This is a genomic window from Nesterenkonia flava (genome assembly GCF_031432335.1).
Classification (GTDB): domain Bacteria; phylum Actinomycetota; class Actinomycetes; order Actinomycetales; family Micrococcaceae; genus Nesterenkonia; species Nesterenkonia flava.
Genome location: NZ_JAVKGT010000002.1, coordinates 1 through 17,296 on the forward strand (window position 1 = coordinate 1; position 17,296 = coordinate 17,296).

The 17,296-nt window shown below is 66.1% G+C and carries 16 protein-coding genes; 6 read left to right on the forward strand and 10 right to left on the reverse strand.

The window, feature by feature from the left end:
- The first annotated feature begins 81 nt into the window (after nucleotides 1-81).
- Entirely contained in the window at nucleotides 82-1,563 is a 1,482-nt protein-coding gene (locus tag RH857_RS00935; protein WP_310536100.1) for an aldehyde dehydrogenase family protein, read from the forward strand.
- Between the two features lie 135 nt (nucleotides 1,564-1,698).
- A complete protein-coding gene (locus tag RH857_RS00940) occupies nucleotides 1,699-3,294 on the forward strand; it encodes a GMC family oxidoreductase (RefSeq protein ID WP_310536101.1) in 1,596 nt (531 codons plus the stop codon).
- A gap of 205 nt (nucleotides 3,295-3,499) precedes the next feature.
- Here RH857_RS00940 and RH857_RS00945 read toward each other — a convergent pair whose 3' ends face one another.
- Nucleotides 3,500-4,249: a histidine phosphatase family protein gene (locus tag RH857_RS00945; protein WP_310536102.1), complete on the reverse strand. Its 750-nt coding sequence runs from the start codon at nucleotides 4,247-4,249 to the stop codon at nucleotides 3,500-3,502.
- Between the two features lie 83 nt (nucleotides 4,250-4,332).
- Nucleotides 4,333-5,013, reverse strand: coding sequence for a hypothetical protein (locus tag RH857_RS00950; protein WP_310536103.1), 681 nt, complete (start codon nucleotides 5,011-5,013; stop codon nucleotides 4,333-4,335).
- 182 nt (nucleotides 5,014-5,195) lie between these two features.
- On the opposite strand from RH857_RS00950, the gene RH857_RS00955 reads away from it, so the two are divergent.
- Nucleotides 5,196-6,428, forward strand: a complete 1,233-nt coding sequence (locus tag RH857_RS00955) for a DNA recombination protein RmuC (protein ID WP_310536104.1) — start codon at nucleotides 5,196-5,198, stop codon at nucleotides 6,426-6,428.
- Here RH857_RS00955 and RH857_RS00960 read toward each other — a convergent pair.
- The 5 genes from RH857_RS00960 to RH857_RS00980 all read right to left on the reverse strand — a co-directional run bounded on the left by RH857_RS00960 (nucleotide 6,425) and on the right by RH857_RS00980 (nucleotide 12,402).
- Nucleotides 6,425-8,095, reverse strand: a complete 1,671-nt coding sequence (locus RH857_RS00960; RefSeq protein ID WP_310536105.1) for an SLC13 family permease — start codon at nucleotides 8,093-8,095, stop codon at nucleotides 6,425-6,427. The genes RH857_RS00955 and RH857_RS00960 overlap by 4 nt on opposite strands.
- 119 nt (nucleotides 8,096-8,214) lie before the next feature.
- Nucleotides 8,215-9,408, reverse strand: a complete 1,194-nt coding sequence (locus RH857_RS00965) for an MFS transporter (protein ID WP_310536106.1) — start codon at nucleotides 9,406-9,408, stop codon at nucleotides 8,215-8,217.
- 34 nt (nucleotides 9,409-9,442) lie between these two features.
- Entirely contained in the window at nucleotides 9,443-10,207 is a 765-nt protein-coding gene (locus tag RH857_RS00970; RefSeq protein ID WP_310536107.1) for a TSUP family transporter, read from the reverse strand.
- Nucleotides 10,208-10,290: 83 nt separating this feature from the next.
- Nucleotides 10,291-11,412, reverse strand: a complete 1,122-nt coding sequence (locus RH857_RS00975) for a 4-hydroxy-3-methylbut-2-enyl diphosphate reductase (protein WP_310536108.1) — start codon at nucleotides 11,410-11,412, stop codon at nucleotides 10,291-10,293.
- A 66-nt stretch (nucleotides 11,413-11,478) separates the two neighbouring features.
- On the reverse strand, nucleotides 11,479-12,402 hold the full coding sequence (locus RH857_RS00980; protein ID WP_310536109.1) for a hypothetical protein: 924 nt from the start codon (nucleotides 12,400-12,402) through the stop codon (nucleotides 11,479-11,481).
- Nucleotides 12,403-12,453: 51 nt separating this feature from the next.
- On the opposite strand from RH857_RS00980, the gene xseA reads away from it, so the two are divergent.
- Together xseA and RH857_RS00990 are read left to right on the forward strand one after the other, a co-directional pair.
- Nucleotides 12,454-13,770 carry an exodeoxyribonuclease VII large subunit gene (xseA, locus tag RH857_RS00985; protein WP_310536110.1) on the forward strand — a complete coding sequence of 439 codons (1,317 nt, stop codon included), beginning with the start codon at nucleotides 12,454-12,456 and terminating at the stop codon, nucleotides 13,768-13,770.
- Nucleotides 13,767-14,018: an exodeoxyribonuclease VII small subunit gene (locus RH857_RS00990; protein ID WP_310536111.1), complete on the forward strand. Its 252-nt coding sequence runs from the start codon at nucleotides 13,767-13,769 to the stop codon at nucleotides 14,016-14,018. The genes xseA and RH857_RS00990 overlap by 4 nt, the downstream gene beginning before the upstream one ends.
- A gap of 47 nt (nucleotides 14,019-14,065) precedes the next feature.
- Here the strand turns inward: RH857_RS00990 and RH857_RS00995 are convergent, their stop codons facing one another.
- On the reverse strand, nucleotides 14,066-15,301 hold the full coding sequence (locus RH857_RS00995) for a calcium/sodium antiporter (RefSeq protein ID WP_310536112.1): 1,236 nt from the start codon (nucleotides 15,299-15,301) through the stop codon (nucleotides 14,066-14,068).
- Between the two features lie 117 nt (nucleotides 15,302-15,418).
- Between RH857_RS00995 and RH857_RS01000 the strand changes: the two genes are divergently transcribed.
- Entirely contained in the window at nucleotides 15,419-15,925 is a 507-nt protein-coding gene (locus RH857_RS01000; protein WP_310536113.1) for a DUF2505 domain-containing protein, read from the forward strand.
- A 78-nt stretch (nucleotides 15,926-16,003) separates the two neighbouring features.
- Here RH857_RS01000 and pth read toward each other — a convergent pair whose 3' ends face one another.
- A complete protein-coding gene (gene pth / locus RH857_RS01005; protein WP_310536114.1) occupies nucleotides 16,004-16,582 on the reverse strand; it encodes an aminoacyl-tRNA hydrolase in 579 nt (192 codons plus the stop codon).
- A gap of 28 nt (nucleotides 16,583-16,610) precedes the next feature.
- On the reverse strand, nucleotides 16,611-17,255 hold the full coding sequence (locus RH857_RS01010) for a 50S ribosomal protein L25/general stress protein Ctc (protein ID WP_310536115.1): 645 nt from the start codon (nucleotides 17,253-17,255) through the stop codon (nucleotides 16,611-16,613).
- Between the last annotated feature and the right edge of the window lie 41 nt (nucleotides 17,256-17,296).

Consider the following 17,296-nt stretch of genomic DNA (forward strand, 5'->3'; position numbering starts at 1 on the left):
GAGGCGGCACCGGGCACGCCCTGGCCGCTTGACGAAAACCATAGAGGCACCCCCCATCGACGCGACTTTCGAGGAGCAATCATGACCGCCACCCTGTTCATCGACGGCCAGTGGGTTCCCGCCCAATCCGGCGAAACCCGCACTATCTTCTGTCCCGCCGACGGGACCGAGGTAGGTGTGGTCTCTGAGGCCGGCCAGACTGACGCCGAATCCGCCATCGCCGCCGCCCGCCGGGCCTTCGACTCCCGCGTATGGGCGGACACCCCTGCCGCCGAGCGCGGTGAGTTCCTGCTGAACGTGGCTGCAGAGATCACCCGGCGCAAAGACGAGTTCGCCCGTGCCGAGGCCCTGGACACCGGCAAGCGCCTGGTCGAGGCCGAGATCGACATGGACGACATCATCGCTTGCTTCAAGCACTTCGCGAAGCTCGCCGATGCCGACGCCGGCCGCGTGATCGACGCCGGAGACCCTAGTGTGCGCTCCCGGGTGGTCTACGAGCCGGTGGGCGTGTGCGGGATGATCACCCCCTGGAACTACCCGCTGCTGCAGGCCGCCTGGAAGCTGGCCCCCGCGCTGGCCGCCGGCAACAGCCTGATCCTCAAGCCCGCTGAGCTGACCCCGCACACCTCCATCCTCATCATGGACGTGTTCGACTCCCTGGGGCTGCCCGCCGGTGTCGCCAACCTGCTCACCGGCCCCGGAGCGACAGCCGGTGCTCCCTTGTCCTCCCATCCGGACGTGGACATGATCTCCTTCACCGGAGGCCTGATCACCGGCCGCAAGATCGCCGCCGCCGCCTCTGAGACGGTGAAGAAGGTGGCCCTGGAGCTAGGAGGCAAGAACCCGAACGTGGTCTTCGCCGACGCGGACTTCGACGCCGCCGTCGACAACGTCCTCAACGCCGGATTCGTCGACTCCGGCCAGGTGTGCTCCGCCGGTGTCCGGCTGATCGTGGAGGAGTCCATCAAGGAGAAGTTCGTCACCGAGCTGGTCCGACGCGCCGAGTCCATCACCATGGGCGGTCCGTTTGATGAGAATGCCGAAACCGGCCCGCTCATCAGCGCGGAGCACCGTGAGAAGGTCGCCCAGTACGTGAAGAAGGGCATCGAGGAGGGTTGCGTGCTGCGCACCGGCGGTCACTTCGGCGGTGAAGAGCACAAGAACGGCTACTACTACGCGCCCACCGTGCTGGACAACGTCACGCGCGGCATGCACGTGGTCACCGAAGAGGCGTTCGGCCCGGTCATCACCGTGGAGACCTTCACCACCGAGGAGGAGGCCATCGAGACTGCCAACGACACCATCTACGGTCTCGCCGGAGCCGTGTGGACCTCCGACGCCGGCACCGCCGAGCGCGTCGCATCCCGCCTGCGCCACGGAACCATCTGGATCAATGACTACCACCCCTACCTGCCCCAGGCCGAGTGGGGCGGGTTCAAGCAGTCCGGCGTCGGCCGAGAACTGGGCCACCAAGGCTTCGAGGAGTACCGCGAGGCCAAGCACATCTACGAGAACACCAGCCCCGCGGTGACCGGCTGGTTCCGCATGCCGAACCAGGGCTGAGCCACCCCCGCTCGCCTCGCCCCACCCTCTCCCCGAAAAAGTGTGCCGAAACTGTGGCTCAGAGGCCCTGCAGCCGCCAGTTGCTGCAGTTTCGGCACACTTTCCCCCTGACTTGTAGTGAAGAAGGAGACGTCAGTGACTGAGAAGACTTTCGACTACGTCGTCGTCGGCGGAGGCTCCGCCGGTGCCGCGGTGGCCGCACGCCTGTCCGAGAACCCGGAGGTGACCGTTGCCCTGCTGGAGGCAGGCCCCACCGACGTGGACAAAGACGTGGTGCTGCAGCTGAACCGCTGGATGGAGCTGCTGGAGTCCGGCTATGACTGGGACTACCCGATCGAGCCGCAGAAGAACGGCAACAGCCATATGCGCCACGCCCGCGCCAAGGTGCTGGGCGGCTGCTCCTCCCACAACTCCTGCATCGCCTTCTGGGCGCCCAAGGAGGACATGGATGAATGGGAGGAGCTGGGCGCGCAAGGCTGGAACGCGGAGTCCACCTACCCGCTGTTCAAGCGCCTGGAGACCAACGATCAGGCCACCGGCGAGCCCGGAGACATCCACGGCGACTCCGGCCCGGTGCACCTGATGCAGATCCCGCCGAAGGACCCCTGCGGTGTGGCCCTGCTGCAGGCCTGCGAGCAGCAGGGCATCCCCACCGTGCAGTTCAACACCGGTGAGACGGTGGTCAAGGGGGCCAACTTCTTCCAGGTCAACCGGCGCGAGGACGGCACCAGGGCGTCGTCGTCGGTCTCCTACATCCATCCCATCATGGACCGGGAGAACTTCACGCTCCTCACCGACACCTGGGTGAAGGAGATTCTCTTCGACGACGACGGCGGCACGCCCCGGGCCGCGGGAGTCTCCGTGGTGAACAACGCCTTCGGCCGCGCCTCCACCATCCGTGCCACCCAAGAGGTGGTGATCAGCGCGGGCGCGATCGACTCCCCCAAGCTGCTGATGCTCTCGGGCATCGGCCCTGCCGAGCACCTGCAGGAGCACGGCATCGAAGTCCGCGTGGACTCCCCCGGCGTGGGCCGGCACCTGCAGGACCACCCGGAGGCGGTCATCGCCTGGGAGGCGAAGCAGCCAATGGTGGAGGACTCCACCCAGTGGTGGGAGATCGGCATCTTCGCCGACACCCTGGAGGGCACCGGCGCCTCAGACCGTCCGGGGCGTCCAGATCTGATGATGCACTACGGCTCCGTGCCCTTTGACATGCACACCCTGCGCCAGGGCTACCCCACCAGCGACAACACGTTCTGCCTGACCCCGAACATCACCCACGCCAAGTCCCGGGGCACCGTGCGGCTGCGCTCCCGTGACTACCGGGACAAGCCCATGGTGGATCCGCAGTACTTCACCGATCCGGAGGGCCACGACATGCGTGTGGCTGTGGCCGGGATCAAGCTGGCACGTGAGATCGTCGCGCAGCCAGCCATGGCGGCGTGGGCCGGTGAGGAGCTGTTCCCCGGCAAGGAGGTGCAGACGGATGAGCAGATCGCCGACTACGTGCAGCGCACCCACAACACCGTGTATCACCCGGCGGGCACCGTGCGGATGGGCGCAGCAGATGATGTGATGTCCCCGCTGACCCCGGACCTGCGGGTCAAGGGTGTGCAGGGGCTGCGCGTGGCCGATGCTTCCGTGATGCCGGAGCTAACCACCGTGAACCCGAACATCACCACCATGATGATCGGCGAGCGCTGCGCCGACCTCATCAAGGGCGGGGCCTGAGCGCTCACGCAGCTCCCGGTGCGGGGGCGGGACGCGGCCGCTAGGGCACGCCTCCCGCCCCCAATTCTGCGCCGTCCTTCCGCGATGCACGAGGTCGCCACAGCATGAGCCTTCCCGGACCCGATGCCCAGCTGGCCCAGCTGACGTTCACCGACTGGCTGGCCGAGCAGGAGTCCTGACCGCGGCCCGCCAGGGGCGGGTTGTCCTAAAGGGCGTCGGAGGTGGCGGCGGGGTTAAGGAGCTCCGGGGAGAGGTTGATCAGGCGAAGCCGCACGCGGTCGGCAATCTGCTCGTCGGTGAGGGAGGCGATCAACCCGGCATCGTCGTCGGCGGTGATGCCCCCGTGGGGCAGGGAGGTGGACAGCTCCCCGGTGTGCAGGGGAATGTCCACCACGGTCACAGCCGCCGGGGTCAGAGGGATGAAGGCCCGGCGGGTGATCAGGCCCAGGCCTTCCAGCAGCACGCGCAGCGCAGCGCCGTGAGAGACCACCACAGCGGTGCGCACCGGAAAGCTCAGGTCCGCGGACTCGGTGGGCTGGGTCTCGGCGGTCCCCCGCACGATCTCGAAGAACGCGCGCTGCATGCGCTCCAGCAGCTCCGCGTGGGATTCACCGCCGGCGGGGGTGTAGCTCTTGGCCCGCCAGCCCTCGAACTCCTCGGGAAAGCGTTCGCGCACCTCAGCACCGCGCAGGCCCTCCCACTCCCCCAGGTTCTGCTCCATGAGCTCCTCCCAGATGCGCGGGGTGAGGTCCAACCCGAACTGCTGGAAGGTCTGCTGGGTGCGGATCAGAGCGGAGACGTGTCCCTGGGTCGGATTCTGGGCACGGATGAAGCTGCCGGTGATCCGTGCCTGCTCCACCCCGGAGTCGGCCAGTGCAATGTCTGAGCGGCCCTGCAGGCGGTGCTCCTTGTTCCACTCGGTCTCTCCGTGGCGTACCAGCAGGATCCGGATCATCAACGCGTCCCTTCAGACTTCAGCAACCAGCCCGGGTGTTCGGGCAACTTCTCCGCCCCACACCCTATGCCATGGCGGTGACGTTAGAGATTGGCGGCGATGATCTCGCTTAAGCGCACGAAGTCCTCCTCCTCGGCGTCGAACGCGTAGAGGTAGAGCTGGAAGACCTCCTGCTGCCCGCGCACCACGATGTTCTCCCGTGCCGCGTCATAGCTGGCCTCCACGGCGCCCTCGACCTGCACCGGTTCGCCCTCGGCTGCGAGCTGGGGGAAGAGCTCTTCGGCGGGCAGCTGCTCATCGGCGATGACGTAGAGACTAGCGCCCTGCTGGTCATTGGTCGGGTGGCTCCACAAGCACGTATCGAACGGTGATTCGGTGATATCGGGCTGTCCTGCACTCAGCGGCTCACCCACCGCCTCAGAGAGCTTATCCGGGCTCAGCAGCGCACAGGCCCCCTCTACCTGCCCGGCATCGGGAGTGGTGGCGTGGGCCTCGGCCGCATCAGTGCTGGACGCACCGTCGGTCTCCTGGACCTCGGGAGACTCCTCCAGCTCCGTCTGGGTGACCTCTTCGGGAGCTGAGGGATCGCTGCTTGAGGCGGAGCTGCTGTGTTCCTCGGCGCCGGTGGGGCCCGACTCTGCTGGTCCCGCATCGTCCTGCGCATCCCCGGCCGCGCAGCCGGTGAGCGCGGTGACTAACGCTGCCGCCCCCAGCACCGTGACACCGGTGCGGATCGAGGCGATCAGCGTCTGCGGGGTGGCCATGTTTCTCCTTGTTCTTTCGGGTCGCGGGGTGAACTCTTCTGCGCCGATGCGCACCGTCACTACTTAACCGGATCATTCTGATGACATGCGCAGTGGCGCCTGAAAGCCGCCTGCAAACGCTGCAGGCACGGCAGTCGGCGTCGGTCCGCGGCAGTGTCCTACCCCGGTGGCAGTCTGGAGTCATGAACTGGTTTCATCTGCTTCTTGGACTGCTCCTCGGTCTGCTGCTGGGACTTGGTCTCGCTGCCCTGTGGGTGCGGGCCCGGCACGACGACGGCGCCGCAGGGCTGCTGCGGCAGGAGCTCGACTCCGCCCGCGGGGATCTTGCTGCTTCACAGCGAGAGGTCGCAGGGTTCAGAGACCAGCTTTCGTGGACTCAGCAACAGCTCGCCGCCGCTGAGGCACGTCTCGAGGAGATCCAGCGCCGGCGCGGCGAGGAGATTGAGTCCTCGCGGGAGCGCGAGTCACTGGTGGAGATGCTGCATCCGGTGCGCCTGGGCGTGACCGAGGTGCAGCGCAAGGTCGCGGAGCTGGAGCGTGAGCGCAGCGCCCAGCAGGCACAGTTGTCTGAGCAGCTCAGCGCTGCCGCCAAGAACGACGCCGAGATCCTGCGCTCCACCCAGGCCCTGCTCGGAAGTCTCCACTCCACTTCCGCCCGCGGGCACTGGGGCGAGGTGCAGCTGCGCCGGGTCGTGGAGTCTGCGGGAATGCTGCCCCATGTGGACTTCACCGAGCAGCATTCCCACCGTACGGAGCAGGGAGAGCTTCTGCGGCCTGACATGGTGGTGCACCTGCCGGGGGGCCGTCAGCTGGTGGTGGACGCCAAAGCGCCTCTGAACACCACAGACCCGCAGGGGCAGGCACGGGCCCTGCGCCAGCGGGTGGATGAGCTGTCCAAGAAGAGGTACTGGGACTCCGTAGCGCTCTCCCCCGACGTGGTCTTCTGCTTCGTGCCCGCCGAGTCTCTTCTTTCGGCGGCACTCGAGGCCGACGGCGCCCTTCTCGATGACGCGCTGTCCAAGGGCGTCACACTGGTCTCCCCTGCCTCCCTGCTGGCCTCCTTCAAAGCGGTGGCCGCCGCGTGGCGCCAGGAGAAGCTGGCGTCCAATATCGCCGAGGTCGTGGAGCACTCGCGGGAGTTGCATCACCGGCTCACCAGGATGAGCGACCACCTCAGCCGCACCGGAGACCGCCTCCGGCAGGCGGTGGAGGCATACAACGGACTCATCGGCAATATTGAACGCCAAGTCCTGCCGAAGGTGGACGCCATGAGCCGGCTCCACGTCACCGACAGTGACGCAGAACCGGCATCACTGCAGGACCTCGGAGAGACCCTCCGGGCCTCTCCGGTGACGGCAGAGGTCAACCCGCTGGGGCCTCGCCTAGAGAAGGGCCGGGAAGCCCCACACCCCTAAAGTGCCAGGCCGAAGACCCAGACCAGGAGACTCATCGACGCCAGGGTGATGATGATGACCGCAGCCAGGTTCAGCCAGATGCCGCCCTTGACCATCTGCCCGATCGTCACATAGCCCGAACCGTAGGCAATCGCATTCGGTGGTGTCGCCACGGGCAGCATGAACGCACAGGTCGCGGCCAGTGCCACGGGTGCCGCCAGCACCAGCGGATCCACCCCGGTGCCCATCGCCACGCCGGAGGCCACCGGCAGGAAGGTCGCCGCCGTCGCCGTGTTGGAGGTCATCTCCGTGAGCAGCAGCACGCCTACCGCGGCGATCAGCACCAGCACCCAGACCGGGATGCCGGCCAGGCCCTCCATCTGGGTGCCCAGCCAGGTGGACAGCCCGGAGGTACCGAACTGTCCCGAAAGGGCCAGGCCTCCACCGAACAGCAGCAGCACACCCCAGGGAAGCTTCACCGCGTACTCCCAGTCCAGCAGCCGCACGCCCTTATTCGCTGTACCGCCTGCCGGCAACAGGAAAAGCAGCAGCCCGACCACCATGGCGATGCCGGCATCCGAGATGAACGGATCCGCGTCGCGCAGATCTGCCTCCAGCGGGATGGTCACCCACGCGACGGCCGCAGCGACGAAGATCAGCAGCACCCGGATCTCTGCCGCGCTCATCGGTCCGAGCTTGCGCAGCTCGCCCTTGATCAGGTCCGAACCGCCGGGAATGTGGTCGATCTCCGGACGGAAGATCACCTTGGTCAGCAGGAACCATGTGATCGCCAGCATGATCACAGAAATGGGTACACCCACCAGCATCCATTGGCCGAAGCCGATGGTCAGATCGTGGTTGGTGCTCATGTGCCCGGCCAGCAGAGTGTTGGGCGGGGTGCCGATGATGGTGCCCAGGGATCCCACCGAGGCCGCGTAAGCGATGCCGAGCATGAGAGCTGTCCCGAAATTGGACTTGATGGCTTCCTTCTTGCCCTCCTCCTGGGCCTCTTCGCTGTCCACATCCGCCGCAGCAGGGTCCTCGCCCTTGAGGATCTTCTGCACCAGCATGAGCACGGAGATGCCGATCGGGAGCATCATGACAGCGGTCGCCGTATTGGAGACCCACATGGAGAGGAATCCGGTGGCGATCATGAAGCCGGCGATGAGATTCACCGGCTTGGAACCCATGGCCCGCAGGGTCACCAGAGCAATGCGCCGGTGCAGGTTCCACCGCTGCATCGCCAGCGCCAGCATGAACCCGCCCATGAACAAGAAGATGATGTTGTTGCCGTAGGAGGCGCCGACGTCGTCGAATGAGACTCCTCCCACCGGCTCTTCGGCACTGCCCGCATCGCCCTCCGGGACCAGCACGGGAAAGATGATCAGCGGCAGCAGGGCCGTGGCGGGAATGGGGATCGCCTCCGTCATCCACCAGACAGCCATGAGCACTGCGGTCGCAGCGGTCAGTCGAGGCCAGACCTCAAGGTCTGCCGGCATCACCAGGTAGACCAGCAGCGCCAGGCCGATCCCGCCGAAGAGTCCGATCAGCCGGCGCAACAGCGTCGGCTTCTCGAAGCCCTCCGCGCGGTGTCCGGCGGAGAGCTGTTCGACCTCTTGTTTCGCTTGACTTGTGGGATCGTATTGCTGAAGGTGAGCACCCGTCACCTTCGATCGTGGGGGCATCATTGCAACCACTCCGTTCGCATCTGTTGAAGTCAGCTCGGTGGGCAGCGCCTGTGTCAGGCGCCACAGTCATGAGTGGGAGAATAGCACCGCAGAAAAGTGAGCCGCATGCTGGAGGAGCCTCAGTCCCGTGGAAGCACCACGGCCGCCAGCAGGGTGGATGCTGCGGTGAGCGCCAGCACCATTCCCACCGTGCCGCCCCAACCGCCCAGGTGAAGGAAGGTGCCTCCTAGGAAGCCGAACACCGAGGACCCCGCGTAGTAGCCCAGGTTGTACAGGGATGCGGACTGCGAGCGCCCCGCCACCGCTCGCGAGCCCGCCCAGCCCGAGGCCACTGCATGGGAGGCGAAGAACCCTCCGGTCAGCACAGCCATCCCCAGGATGATCACCCAGATCTGGGGTACCAGGGTCAGTCCCACCCCGGCCATCATGATCAGGTTTCCGGCCAGCAGCACCGGCCGCCTGCCGAACCTGGAGGCCATTCGGCCGGCCCGTGGGGAGGAGAACGTGCCGGCCAGGTACGCCAGGAACACCAGAGAGGCCAGCCACACGGGCATCATGTAGGGCGGGCCGGCCAAGTGAAAGCCCAGATAGTTGTACATGGCCACGAAGCCGCCCATCGTCAGGAAACCCTGCAGATAGATCACCCACAGAGCCCCCGAACGCAGGTTGCCCAGCAGGGCGCCTGCGGCCTCACCGAGGCTGCTCCGACGCGGCGTGAAGTTCACAGCCGCGGGCGCCAGCCGCAAGAACACCACCACACAGACGATCGCAGTGGCGGTGACCACCAGCATCCCCAGTTTCCAGCCCAGCTGCTCGCCCACGGGGGCCGCCACGATTCGTCCCAGAAGCCCGCCCACCGTTGTGCCAGAAACATAGGTGCCCGCCGCCGCGGCAGCGACCTTGGAGCTGACCTCCTCGTTGAGGTACGCGACAGCCAGAGCCGGAACTCCTCCGAGCATGAACCCTTCCAAGAAGCGCATGCCCAAGGCCAGCGAGAAGGTGGGGACCGCCACTGTCAGCACCGCAAAGAGACAGGCCAGGCTGATGGCCCACATCATGGCGCGCTTACGTCCTGCGGCATCACCTACGTAGGACCAGGGGATGACCCCCAAGGCCAGGCCGAGCGTGGCCGCGGAGACCATGAGAGCTGCCTGATCGGCGGTGATCTGCTGCTCCACCGCGATCAGTGGCAGCAGACCCTGCGGAGAGTAGAGCTGGGCGAACGTCGCCACCCCGATGGCGAACAGGGCCAGCAGAAGCCGGCGGTAGGGGACGCTGCCCGGCTGGAGTCCTGCGGCGGCGTCGTCGTTCACAGTGATCCAGCTTACGCGCGGAGCCCAGTCAGCGTCAGGCCAGGACTTCTATGGTCCCGCGGATGATGGCACCGGCTCCGCCGAGCCCTGCCAGCACAAGCGCCAGCCTGCGTGCTGCCGAGGCCGACACACGGCGAGACAAGAGAGTCGCCACCGCGATTCCCACGATGACTGTGGCCACGATCCCAGGGAAGACCCATACCAGCGGCAGGCCGTCTCCGGCGCGGGTGTCCACGGAACCCATCGCGAGCTTGCTGATGACAGAGGCAGCTCCCATCGTCATGAAGATCGGCTGCAGGGTGGCAGCGAAGCTGATCTGCTCCCAGCGGGAAAGCCTGGAGTAGATGACCATCACGGGGGCAGCTACCCCGGAGGTGGTGTTGAAGAAGCCCCCGAGGAAGCCGGCGATGACGCCGGGTACTCGTCCCGGCCATTCAGGGAGCCGGCGGAGACTGACTGTCACCACCAGCGCCAGCACCACGATGCTGCCCAGGATGATGGACAGCCACCCCGCACTGAGCTGAGCCACCAGCCACGCGCCGGGGACCGCTCCGAGCACGGCTGCGGGGATGATGAGCCAGAAGCGCCGCCAGCTGATGCTGCCCCAGACGCTGAGCATGATGAGGAACCCGGAGACCACAGTGGTCATATTCGTGACGAGAACGCCCAAGGCGGGTCCCAGCAGAATGGAGAGGACGGGCGCGACCACGAGGCCGACTCCTGTGCCGGAGAGCCGCTGGAGAATGGTGCCGATGAGCACCGCGACGACGATGACGGCAACTGTGCCCGCAAGAGTCATGACGCTCATCCTATGCCGCACCCTTAAGGCGAAGCGCCGGCGCACACCGTCCGGTCCTGACGACCTAAGCTGCCTGGACTCAATCAGTCACTGCAGGCGGTGCGCTTGCGGCCTCCACGTCCGACGTCGGCATGGCCTGCTTCCTGCAGCGCCTTGCGGATCTCCTTCGGGAGGGAGAAGACGATGTCCTCTTCCGCGGTGACGATCTCTTCCACGTCGTGATAGCCGTACTCGGCCAGCAGACGCAGCACGTCCTGCACCAGCACCTCGGGCACGGAAGCGCCGGAGGTGACGCCGATGGTGGCCGCCTCGGTGAACCACTGCTCGTCCACCTGGTTGGCGAAGTCCACGCGCTCAGCGCGCTTGGCGCCGTACTCCTTGGCGACCTCCTTCAGGCGCACAGAGTTGGAGGAGTTCGCCGAACCCACCACAATCACGAGGTCAGCCTCCGGGGCCACCTTCTTGATGGCAGCCTGCCGGTTGGATGTGGCGTAACAGATGTCATCGCTGGGCGGATCCTGCAGATTCGGGAAACGCTCGCGCAGCTTGTTAACCGTCTCCATGGTCTCGTCCACCGACAGCGTGGTCTGCGAGAGCCAGATGAGCTTGTCCGGATCCGGCACCTCGATCTGGTCCACCTCCCAGGGGCCGTTGACGATCGTGGTGGACTCCGGTGCGTGGCCGAAGGTGCCCTCGACCTCTTCATGGCCGTCGTGCCCAATGAGCAGGATGTGGAAGTCGTCCTTGGTGGTGAACCGCACCGCTTCACGGTGCACCTTGGTCACCAGGGGGCAGGTGGCATCAATGGTCTGAAGGCCCCGCTCGCTGGCGAGGTTCTTCACCGCCGGGGATACGCCGTGGGCAGAGAAGACCAGAAGCTCGCCCGGAGGCACCTCGTCGGCCTCCTCGACAAAGATGACGCCCTTTTCCGTGAGGGTGTCCACCACGTGACGGTTGTGCACAATCTCTTTGCGGACGTAGACGGGGGCACCGTGCTGCTCCAGAGCTTTCTCCACCGCGACCACGGCGCGGTCAACGCCGGCGCAGTAGCCGCGCGGGGCGGCCAGCAACACCCGTCGCTCGCCCTCGAAGGTAGAGGCGGCGGCGATCTCCTCAGGGCTGCGCCGCTTGCGCGGCACCTGCGGGGTGGGCACCGAAATATGCTTCCGGCGCGCAGACGAGGGGGCTTCGGCGGTGGTGGTCATATGCGCAGAGTCTACCGGGAAGACCTGAACACGAGCACGTTCCGGCCCTGTGATGAGAGCAGCGCCTCAGACGCCTTCGCGGCGGCGCGCGGTAGGAGCGACCAGTGCCCCGACTGCGCCGAGGAGGGTGGCGAAACCGGCCGCGGTGGTGAACACCCACCAGGATGGCTGGGCCCACTCGGTGATGCGAGTCTCCACATGGGTGACCAGCAGGCGTGCCGCCTCGGGAGCACCTTCGAGTTCATCAAAGCTCGGCGATGCGGCGTTCAGCGCCATCCACGCGCCGAGGGCGGCGGCCAGTCCTGCTCCCAGAGCCAGCCCGATCCAGCGCCATCGCCCGGGGCCCAACAGGAGGCCGAGCACCAGCAGGGCTCCGGCGGCCAGCGCAAAGCCAAACCAGTACTGGCTCAGTCCGGCAACGGTGGCCCACGTGTAGGGGTCTGCCCCGTCCTCGGCAGCGGCTTCGACGTCTACCACGATCTCTGGGGAGAGGAAGGTGAAGCTGCCGGCGTCGACGAACGGCAGGAAGCTCAGGTGTTCGTCCAGGGCTTCGCGCACGGGCTGCGTGGTCGCGTCGGCCACCGGAGACAGGTCGACCGAGAGCGCCAGATCGTCGCCGTCGCCGGAGGGCCCGCGGTGGAACAGGCGCTCTAACTGTCCGGTGTAGTCCTCTCGGGTGACTTGGAGGGTCTCGTCCCAGGCCGCACGCGTGCGTTCGTTGTCCAGGATCCCGGAGACGAGCCCGCTGACCCAGTCCTCCACGGACTCCCCCAGGTATTGGGAGATTTCCTCGGGCAGACGCTGGGCGAGCTCGCTGATCATCATCTCCGAGACCGCATCGGAGAATTCCTCCTGATACGGCAGCTCCCCGGCGATGTAGCGCACCGGCTCCTCACTGCGCAGCAGCTGATTGACCTGGTAGCCGCTGAGGGAGACTACAGCCAGCAGTCCCGCGAGCAGCAGCGAGAGCACACTGAAAAGCTTGCGCACGGTGAGGGGCCTTTCTTCTCTGCTCGCCAGAGGACTAGTCTGTTAGGCAGTATGAACTACCAGGAGCCGCACGCCAAAGACCGCCCTTCTCTGGCGACGATTCCGCCGTCCTCCCAGGACACCTCGGCCGAGACACCGTGGCCGCTGAGCCACTTCTCCGGCAAGCTGCGTGCTCATATCGATCGTGTGACCCCCACATGGGTGGAGGGTCAGCTGGTGGAGTTCACCATGCGCAACGGCACCGCGTGGATGACGCTGCGGGACCTGGAGCAGGAGGTCTCCTTCAACGCGGTGGCCTGGCGCAACGTGGCCGGGACGCTCGACGGCGTCGTCGCCCCCGGATCGCGGGTGGTCGCCTTGGTCAAGCCCAGTCTCTATGAGAAGAGCGGGCGCCTGAGCCTGGTTACCCAGCAGATGCGGCCAGTGGGCCTTGGCGACCTGCTGGCACGTATTGAGCAGCTCAAACAGCAGCTGGCCGCAGAGGGTCTCTTCGATGCCTCCCGCAAGATTCCGCTTCCGGTGCTTCCCACGCGCATCGGCTTGATCACCGGACGTGACTCCGATGCGTTGAAGGACATCGTGCGCAACGTGCACTCCCGGTGGGCCGCTGCGCAGTTCGAGATACGCGAAGTCGCCACCCAGGGTCCGATGGCCGCCATGGAGGTTGCCGCTGCGCTGCAGGATCTGGACGCCCATCCCCAGGTCGACGTCATCGTCATCGCCCGTGGCGGCGGTGCACTGGAGGAGGTGGTGCTGCCGTTCTCGGACGAGCGCCTCATCCGCGCGGTCTCCGCCGCCCGGACTCCCGTCGTCTCCGCCATCGGGCACGAGGCTGACCGCCCCCTGCTGGACGAGGTTGCCGATGTCCGGGCCTCCACCCCCACCGGCTCGGCGAAGCTGCTGGTGCCTGATGAGGCGCTCGAGCGCGAGAACATCTCTCAGGCCAGGGCCCGGATGTCCCAGGGACTGGAACGCCGGCTCCAGAATGAGAGCGAATGGCTGCGCAGCGTGCGGACTCGCCCGGTGCTGGCCCGACCGGAGGAGATGCTCACCGTGCGCCGTGAGGATCTGCTGGGACTGCGACGTCGGGCGCTGGTCTCCGCGGAGGCTTCTGTCACCCGCGCCCGGGACTGGGTCCAGCACACCAGGGCACGCGTCACGGGGCTCTCACCGCAGTCCACATTGGACCGTGGATACGCGGTGGTCCAGGTCAGCACACCAGGGGTCGGCACCAGCATTGTGCGCGACGCCGGAACCCTCTCCCCCGGTCATGACGTGCGCGTCATGGTCGCAGCCGGCGAGTTCGAAGCCCAGGTCACCGCGGTCCACCCGGACCCCGATCACGAACCGAATGAAGGACAGGCATGAGCGAGACCACCGAGAACCAGTTCAGCACCGCGAAGCTGGATGACATCGAGCAGATGTCCTATGAGCAGGCTCGCGAGGAGCTCATCGCCGTGGTCACCAAGCTGGAGACCGGCGGGGCCCCGCTGGAGGAGTCGCTGGCTTTGTGGCAACGCGGTGAGGCGCTGGCGGATCGTTGCGAACGCTGGTTGGACGGAGCAGCCGCTCGGCTGCAGCAGGTCAAGGAGTCTCTGCAGCGCCCTGAGGCTTAGGCCGTGAGGCTCTGCGGCGACGGGGCCTAGGCTCCCGGCTCTCTACATCACCCGCGTGAGGACGGCAGACCGGCGGAATCAGCCGGCTGCTGCTGAGCCCGGGGACGAGGTTTCGCGGTCTCGTCTTCTGCGGATTCCTGCGCCGATGCCCCCGAGGGCGAGCGTTTGGCGTGGCGCAGGCCCAGCTCGTAAGCGGCCAGCGCCAGCAGCCAGATCGCGGTGATGGGCAGCACGAACCACAACATGGCCGTGCTGAAGGGCCGCAGGGCGGCATGGTCCACGGAGGAGAGCACCAGGTAGATGACATAGGCCAGGTACATCACGACCAGCAGGAAGCCTTCCCAGCGGGCAATGATCTGGCCGGTGAACGCCAGCGGCAGCAGCACCAGAGCCACCGCGATCATGATCGGCAGATCGAAGTTCACCGCGGCGGGGTCGACCCTCACGCCCACTGGCGAGACGATCGCGGTCAGGCCCAGTACCGCACCGATGTTGAAGATGTTGGAACCCACCAGGTTGCCCACCGCCATGTCACGCTCTCCGCGGATGGCGGCGATCACGCTCGTGGCGAGCTCCGGCAGAGAGGTGCCGATGGCCACGATGGTCAGACCGATGATCAGGTCACTCACCCCCAGCGAAGCAGCGATCGTCGTCGCGGCCGCGACCAGCAGCTGAGCCCCAAGAACCAGCATGCCCACACCAACGAGGATCAGGATCACGTCCACCGTGGTGGCACGCAGCTTGGTGGCTCGCAGGCGGGCCATCAGTTTGCCCGTACCATCGGCCAGGACCTCCTCGACGCCGAGCTCCGGCTCCTGTCCTCGGGACTTCTGGTGCCGGGCCCACAGCAGGGTGCCCACAAGGTAGACCAGCAGCAGGGCGAGGAGAACGACGCCGTCGACAGTGGAGAAGCCCCCGTCGAGAGCCAGCAGCAGAGCCAGCACTGACATGCCCACCATCACCGGGATATCGGCTTTGATGAGCTGGATGCGCACAAAGAGCGAGCCGAAGATGGCGGTCAGGCCGAGCACAAAGAGGATGTTCGCGATGTTGCTGCCCACCACGTTGCCGACCGCCAGTCCGGGCGAGCCGCTGATGGAGGCACCGACGCTGACCGCGAGTTCCGGCGCCGAGGTCGCGAAGGACACGATGGTCAGGCCGATGACCAGCGAGGACAGGCCCGCGGTCTTGCCCAAAGACGCGGCCCCACGCACCAGCGCCTCGCCTCCCAGAACCAGAAGGACAAAGCCGCCGATCAGCTGCAGGATGCTAAGGAGAGTCACTGTCCATATTCTACCTGGGCATTAGCCAAAAGTAGACCAAAAATTTGCCGGGAATCTGCCCCGGAGGCCCGAGTAGGATGTGGATTGCCAGAACCCTCACACGGCAAGGAGAACTACGTGGCTCTTGAAGCTGAGACCGTCATCACCCACAGCGCCGATGACATCATCGCCGCCTACACCTCAAAGGAGTTCCATGAGCACCTGGCTGGGAAGGTGGGCTCCCAGCTGAAGAGCTTCGACTCCAGCGCTCGGCCCGACGGCGGCTACACCATCGTCTCCGAGCAGGCGATCAACGCCGAGAAGCTGCCCGATATTGCCCAGAAGGTCCTCAAGGGCACCGTCACCGTGACCGTGACGGACACCTGGTCCGGCCCCGATGCTGACGGCTCCCGCCGCTCCGACACCGAGGTCAAGATCCACGGTGCGCCGGTCAAAGCCGTGGCCTCCCAGACTCTGCATGCTCGCGGGGCCGCCGAGACCAAAGCGACCGTGCGCGGTGATGTGGACGTGAAGATCCCGCTGATCGGCGGCAAGATCAAGAAGGCAGCCGAGCCCTACATGAAGAAGTTCGTCGAGCTGCAGTCCAAGGAAGTCGCCAAGTTCATCGAGCAGAACAAGGCCTGAGTCCCCGCAGCTGCTCAGAAGAAGCCCGTCGACGATCCCTGCGGTCATCGACGGGCTTCTTCATTGTGGCTGGGGCGTTCAGTGGACCTTGTTCTGTGCGGCGGTGAGCCCTTCAGTCAGCAGCAGTTCTACCGCATCGGCCGTGCGGTCGATGAAGCCGGGCAGCTCCTTGCGCTCGGCCTCCGAGAATCCCTGCAGGACATAGTCGGCAGTCTCCATCTGTCCCGGGGGGCGACCGATTCCGGCTCTCACGCGCAGATAGTCCCGGTTTCCGCCCAGGTGCTGAGTGATCGACTTCAGACCGTTGTGGCCCCCCTCGGAGCCGCCGCGCTTGAGCTTGAGTCGACCAAAATCGATGTCAAGCTCGTCGTGGACGACGACCAGGTGCGCGGGATCCACAGAGAAGTAGTCCATCAGCCCCCTGACCGGCTTACCGGAGTGGTTCATGTACCCCTCAGAGATCGCGAAGATCACTTTCGGACCCCCGTGAGCCAGGCGTGCGCCCACAGCTTTGGCGCCGACTTTGGTGCGGGTGTAGGTGGCTCCCATGCGCTCGAGCAGCTCGTCGAGCACCATGTGGCCGATATTGTGCCGGGTATGACGATAGCGGGTCCCGGGATTCCCGAGACCCGCTATCAGCCAGGTATCTTCTGCCATACGGCAAGCCTATCGAAAGGCCGGAGTCTTACTCCTCGTCGCCGCCCTCAGCCTCTGCGGACTCCTCGCCGGCAGCGGCTTCCTCGCCCTCGGCAGCCTCATCAGCTGTGCCGTCAGCCTCGGACTCAACGTCCTGCTCCTGCGGCTCGTAGATGGAGACGACCGGGGACTCCAGGTCGGTCAGAGCCAGAGCAGCACCCTTGGGCAGGTTGATGTGCTCGGGCAGAGCGTTCTCGTCGCGGCCGGTGATGTCCACGGTCACGGACTCGGGCAGGTCCAGAGCGTCGGCCTCGATCGCCACGGTGGGCTGATCCAGCAGGTACTCGAAGCCCTCTGCGGGCTCGCCGATGACCTCAACGGGCACGTCGACGACGATCTTCTCGCCCTTGCGCACGGCCAGCAGGTCCACGTGGACGATGAAGGGCTTCAGCGGATCGCGCTGGATGTCCTTGGGGATCACGGTCTGCTCATCACCCTCGATCTCCAGGGTGATCAGAGCGTTGGGGTTACGGACAGCCAGCATGGTCTCGTGACCGGGCAGCAGCACGTGGCGGGGCTCCTCGCCGTGGCCGTAGATGACAGCGGGGATCTTGTCCTCGCGACGGGCCTGGCGGGCGGCGCCCTTGCCGAATTCGCTGCGGACTTCGGCGGAGATGACAAGCTTGTCAGCCATGATGTTCCTTTACGTCGTCGATAACGGCGCGACCTGGATCA